2 tRNA genes and 3 rRNA genes are annotated in these 5,306 nt (G+C 49.4%); all 5 read right to left on the bottom strand.

From position 1 onward, the window contains the following. Positions 1-8 precede the first annotated feature (8 nt). Positions 9-123 (bottom strand): 5S ribosomal RNA (gene rrf / locus ACTXGH_RS13715). Positions 124-244: 121 nt separating this feature from the next. Beyond that, positions 245-3,100: ribosomal RNA gene (locus ACTXGH_RS13710) — 23S ribosomal RNA — on the bottom strand. Positions 3,101-3,414: 314 nt separating this feature from the next. Beyond that, positions 3,415-3,490, bottom strand: a tRNA-Ala gene (locus ACTXGH_RS13705). Between the two features lie 96 nt (positions 3,491-3,586). Continuing rightward, a tRNA-Ile gene (locus ACTXGH_RS13700) sits at positions 3,587-3,663 on the bottom strand. 86 nt (positions 3,664-3,749) lie between these two features. Then, positions 3,750-5,288, bottom strand: a 16S ribosomal RNA gene (locus ACTXGH_RS13695). Together the 16S, 23S and 5S rRNA genes with 2 tRNA genes alongside form the textbook arrangement of a ribosomal RNA operon. Positions 5,289-5,306 lie beyond the last annotated feature (18 nt).

The raw sequence follows: 5,306 nt of genomic DNA, 5'->3' as shown, positions 1-5,306 counted from the left end.
GAATAGAGAGCTGACGATGACCTACTCTCACATGGCCGGAGCCACACTACCATTGGCGCGATGATGTTTCACTTCTGAGTTCGGGAAGGGATCAGGTGGTGCCATCATGCTATTGTCGTCAGCAAAGGGGGTTAGATATGAGTCTGTGTTGTTTTACTTATTTGACTAAGTATCACTATCCTAACTGAATCAAGGATAAAGGTGATATCGATATAATGCTTGCTACAAACCACTTGGGTGTTGTATGGTCAAGCCAAACGAGCAATTAGTACAGGTTAGCTACACACATCGCTGTGCTTCCACACCCTGCCTATCAACGTCCTAGTCTTGAACGGCTCTTTAGGGAAATCTAATCTTGAGGTGGGCTTCCCGCTTAGATGCTTTCAGCGGTTATCCCATCCGAACGTAGCTACCGGGCAATGCCATTGGCATGACAACCCGAACACCAGTGGTTCGTCCACTCTGGTCCTCTCGTACTAGGAGCAGATCCTCTCAAATTTCCAACGCCCACGGTAGATAGGGACCGAACTGTCTCACGACGTTCTAAACCCAGCTCGCGTACCTCTTTAAATGGCGAACAGCCATACCCTTAGGACCTGCTTCAGCCCTAGGATGAGATGAGCCGACATCGAGGTGCCAAACACCGCCGTCGATATGAACTCTTGGGCGGTATCAGCCTGTTATCCCCAGAGTACCTTTTATCCGTTGAGCGATGGCCCTTCCATACAGAACCACCGGATCACTAAGACCTACTTTCGTACCTGCTCGACTTGTGGGTCTCGCAGTTAAGCGCGCTTTTGCCTTTATACTCTATGAACGATTTCCGACCGTTCTGAGCGCACCTTCGTACTCCTCCGTTACTCTTTAGGAGGAGACCGCCCCAGTCAAACTACCCACCATACATTGTCCTCGGTATTGTTATACCTGAGTTAGAACCCCAACATGACCAGGGTGGTATTTCAAGATTGGCTCCACCAAGACTAGCGTCTCGGTTTCAAAGCCTCCCACCTATCCTGCACAAGTCAGGTCAAAGTTCAATGTAAAGCTGTAGTAAAGGTTCACGGGGTCTTTCCGTCTAGCCGCGGGTACACAGCATCTTCACTGCGATTTCGATTTCACTGAGTCTCTGCTGGAGACAGCGCTGCCATCATTATGTCATTCGTGCAGGTCGGAACTTACCCGACAAGGAATTTCGCTACCTTAGGACCGTTATAGTTACGGCCGCCGTTTACTGGGGCTTCGATCAAGACCTTCGCTTACGCTAAGCCCATCAATTAACCTTCCAGCACCGGGCAGACATCACACCCTATACGTCCACTTTCGTGTTTGCAGAGTGCTGTGTTTTTAATAAACAGTTGCAGCAGCCTGGTATCTGCGACTGCCAACAGCTCAAGGAGCAAGTCCTATCACCATCAACAGCGTACCTTCTCCCGAAGTTACGGTACCATTTTGCCTAGTTCCTTCAGCAGAGTTCTCTCAAGCGCCTTGGTATTCTCTACCTGATCACCTGTGTCGGTTTAGGGTACGATTCGTTTATGACTATCGCTTAGAAGCTTTTCCTGGAAGCCTGGTATTTGCCACTTCGTCCTACAAGTAGGACTTGCTATCAGATCTCGGTATATAATAGCCCGGATTTACCTAAGCTATAAACCTACATCCTTTCACCTAGATAACCATCACTAGGCTGACATAACCTTCTCCGTCCCTCCATCGCATCATAAACAAGTATCGGAATATTAACCGATTTCCCATCGACTACGCCTTTCGGCCTCGCCTTAGGGGTCGACTCACCCAGCCCCGATTAACGTTGGACTGGAACCCTTGATCTTCCGGCGTGGATGCTTTTCACACCCATTATCGTTACTCACGTCAGCATTCGCTCTTGTGATACCTCCAGCACACTTTACAATGCACCTTCTCAGGCTTACACAACGCTCCCCTACCACTTGAAAACAAATTCAAATCCGCAGCTTCGGCTCCTAGTTTGAGCCCCGTTACATCTTCCGCGCGGGCCGACTCGACTAGTGAGCTATTACGCTTTCTTTAAAGGATGGCTGCTTCTAAGCCAACCTCCTAGCTGTCTATGCCTTCCCACCTCGTTTCCCACTTAACTAGGAATTTGGGGCCTTAGCTGGCGGTCTGGGTTGTTTCCCTCTCCACAATGGACGTTAGCACCCACTGTGTGTCTCCCGGATATCACTCATCGGTATTCGGAGTTTGCATCGGTTTGGTAAGTCGGTATGACCCCCTAGCCGAAACAGTGCTCTACCCCCAATGGTGTTCGTCCGAGGCGCTACCTAAATAGCTTTCGGGGAGAACCAGCTATCACCGAGTTTGATTAGCCTTTCACCCCTATCCACAAGTCATCCCCTGGCTTTTCAACGACAGTGGGTTCGGTCCTCCGGTGCCTGTTACGGCACTTTCAACCTGCTCATGGATAGATCACTCGGTTTCGGGTCTATACCCTGCAACTAGTCGCCCTATTAAGACTCGGTTTCCCTACGGCTCCCCAAAACGGTTAACCTCGCTACAGAATATAAGTCGCTGACCCATTATACAAAAGGTACGCGGTCACCATGCAAGATGGCTCCCACTGCTTGTACGCACACGGTTTCAGGTTCTATTTCACTCCCCTCACAGGGGTTCTTTTCGCCTTTCCCTCACGGTACTGGTTCACTATCGGTCAGTCAGGAGTATTTAGCCTTGGAGGATGGTCCCCCCATCTTCAAACAGGATTTCTCGTGTCCCGCTCTACTTAATATGTCAACACTAGAATTTAAAATACGGGGCTATCACCCACTATGGCCAGCTTTCCCACACTGTTCTTCTATTCTAATATCAATCGGCTTCTCCCCGTTCGCTCGCCGCTACTTGGGGAATCTCATTTGATGTCTTTTCCTAAGGGTACTGAGATGTTTCACTTCCCCTCGTTCGCTTCCTAATAAATTAGGATACCTACCTTATGGTAAGTGGGTTTCCCCATTCAGAAATCTCCGGATCACAGGATATTGCCGCCTCCCCGAAGCTTATCGCAGGCTGTCACGTCTTTCATCGCCTCTGACTGCCAAGGCATCCACCATGTGCGCTTAATTACTTGACCATACAACCCCAAAGGGTCTTTGTCAGCAATTATAACGATATCACCTATGTTTACGCTTGATTCAGTTCTCTTTACTTTTTTAATAATCAACCCTTGGGATAACAAACAATGTCGTTAAAAGGTTGATTATTAAGGTTAAAAGTGACACGTGAACATGTCACTCTTAACCCAGACTCATATCTATGTTTTTAAATAGTTCTTACTCTCTCGTCGAGTAGTAAGTTCTGTATAAAACAGAAAGAAATAATCAGTCTTACGCAAGGTAAGCGAATCATTCGTTTCTATTTAATACTTATTGCATCGCTGTCTACTGATGGTGGAGCCAAACGGAGTCGAACCGTTGACCTCCTGCGTGCAAGGCAGGCGCTCTACCAACTGAGCTATGGCCCCTGAGCGAGGATACAATCAAAGCATTGCTTTGATCCAAGCGCAAGAGTAATTTGCTTAAAGGCAAATTGCTAAGGGCTTTATCACCTACGTTAATAGTGGTAGGCCTGGGCAGACTTGAACTGCCGACCCCCGCGTTATCAACACGGTGCTCTAACCAGCTGAGCTACAGGCCTGTACGAGGCATATACCTCTAACTAGTAAACTAGCTTAAAACTAAAGAACAACTTGTTGTGAATTCTTGCCAAGTGAATGCCGTCTATAAGGAGGTGATCCAGCCGCAGGTTCCCCTACGGCTACCTTGTTACGACTTCACCCCAGTCATCAACCACACCGTGGTGAACGCCGTCCTAAAAGGTTCGGCTATCCACTTCTGGTGCAATCAACTCCCATGGTGTGACGGGCGGTGTGTACAAGGCCCGGGAACGTATTCACCGCGGCATTCTGATCCGCGATTACTAGCGATTCCTACTTCATGGAGTCGAGTTGCAGACTCCAATCTGGACTACGATAGGCTTTTTGAGATTCGCATCACATCGCTGTGTAGCTGCCCTCTGTACCTACCATTGTAGCACGTGTGTAGCCCTGGTCGTAAGGGCCATGATGACTTGACGTCGTCCCCGCCTTCCTCCAGTTTGTCACTGGCAGTATCCTTAGAGTTCCCGGCCAAACCGCTGGTAACTAAGGAAAAGGGTTGCGCTCGTTGCGGGACTTAACCCAACATCTCACGACACGAGCTGACGACAGCCATGCAGCACCTGTATTCTAATTCCCGAAGGCACTCCCGCATCTCTGCAGGATTCTAGATATGTCAAGACCAGGTAAGGTTCTTCGCGTTGCATCGAATTAAACCACATGCTCCACCGCTTGTGCGGGCCCCCGTCAATTCATTTGAGTTTTAACCTTGCGGCCGTACTCCCCAGGCGGTCTACTTATTGCGTTAGCTGCGTCACTAAGTCCTCAAGGGACCCAACGACTAGTAGACATCGTTTACGGCGTGGACTACCAGGGTATCTAATCCTGTTTGCTACCCACGCTTTCGAGCCTCAGTGTCAGTATGATGCCAGGAAGCTGCCTTCGCCATCGGTATTCCTTCAGATCTCTACGCATTTCACCGCTACACCTGAAATTCTACTTCCCTCTCACCTACTCTAGCTTAACAGTATCAGATGCAGTTCCCAGGTTAAGCCCGGGGATTTCACATCTGACTTATCAAGCCACCTACGCTCGCTTTACGCCCAGTAATTCCGATTAACGCTTGCACCCTCTGTATTACCGCGGCTGCTGGCACAGAGTTAGCCGGTGCTTATTCTGCAGCTAATGTCATCGTCTATGGGTATTAACCATAGAGTCTTCTTCACTGCTTAAAGTGCTTTACAACCAAAAGGCCTTCTTCACACACGCGGCATGGCTGGATCAGGGTTGCCCCCATTGTCCAATATTCCCCACTGCTGCCTCCCGTAGGAGTCCGGGCCGTGTCTCAGTCCCGGTGTGGCTGATCATCCTCTCAGACCAGCTACAGATCGTCGCCATGGTAGGCCTTTACCCCACCATCTAGCTAATCCGACTTAGGCTCATCTAATAGCGAGAGCAGTAAACTGCCCCCTTTCTCCCGTAGGTCGTATGCGGTATTAATTCGAGTTTCCCCGAGCTATCCCCCACTACTAGGTAGATTCCTAAGTGTTACTCACCCGTCCGCCGCTCGACGCCTACCAGCAAGCTGGTATCGTTTCCGCTCGACTTGCATGTGTTAAGCCTGCCGCCAGCGTTCAATCTGAGCCATGATCAAACTCTTCAGTTTAATCTTGCTTGAAGTCTT

The organism is Psychrobacter sp. 1Y10, assembly GCF_052259005.1.
Classification (GTDB): Bacteria; Pseudomonadota; Gammaproteobacteria; order Pseudomonadales; family Moraxellaceae; genus Psychrobacter; species Psychrobacter saeujeotis.
This window is presented reverse-complemented; position numbering and strand designations above follow the sequence as displayed.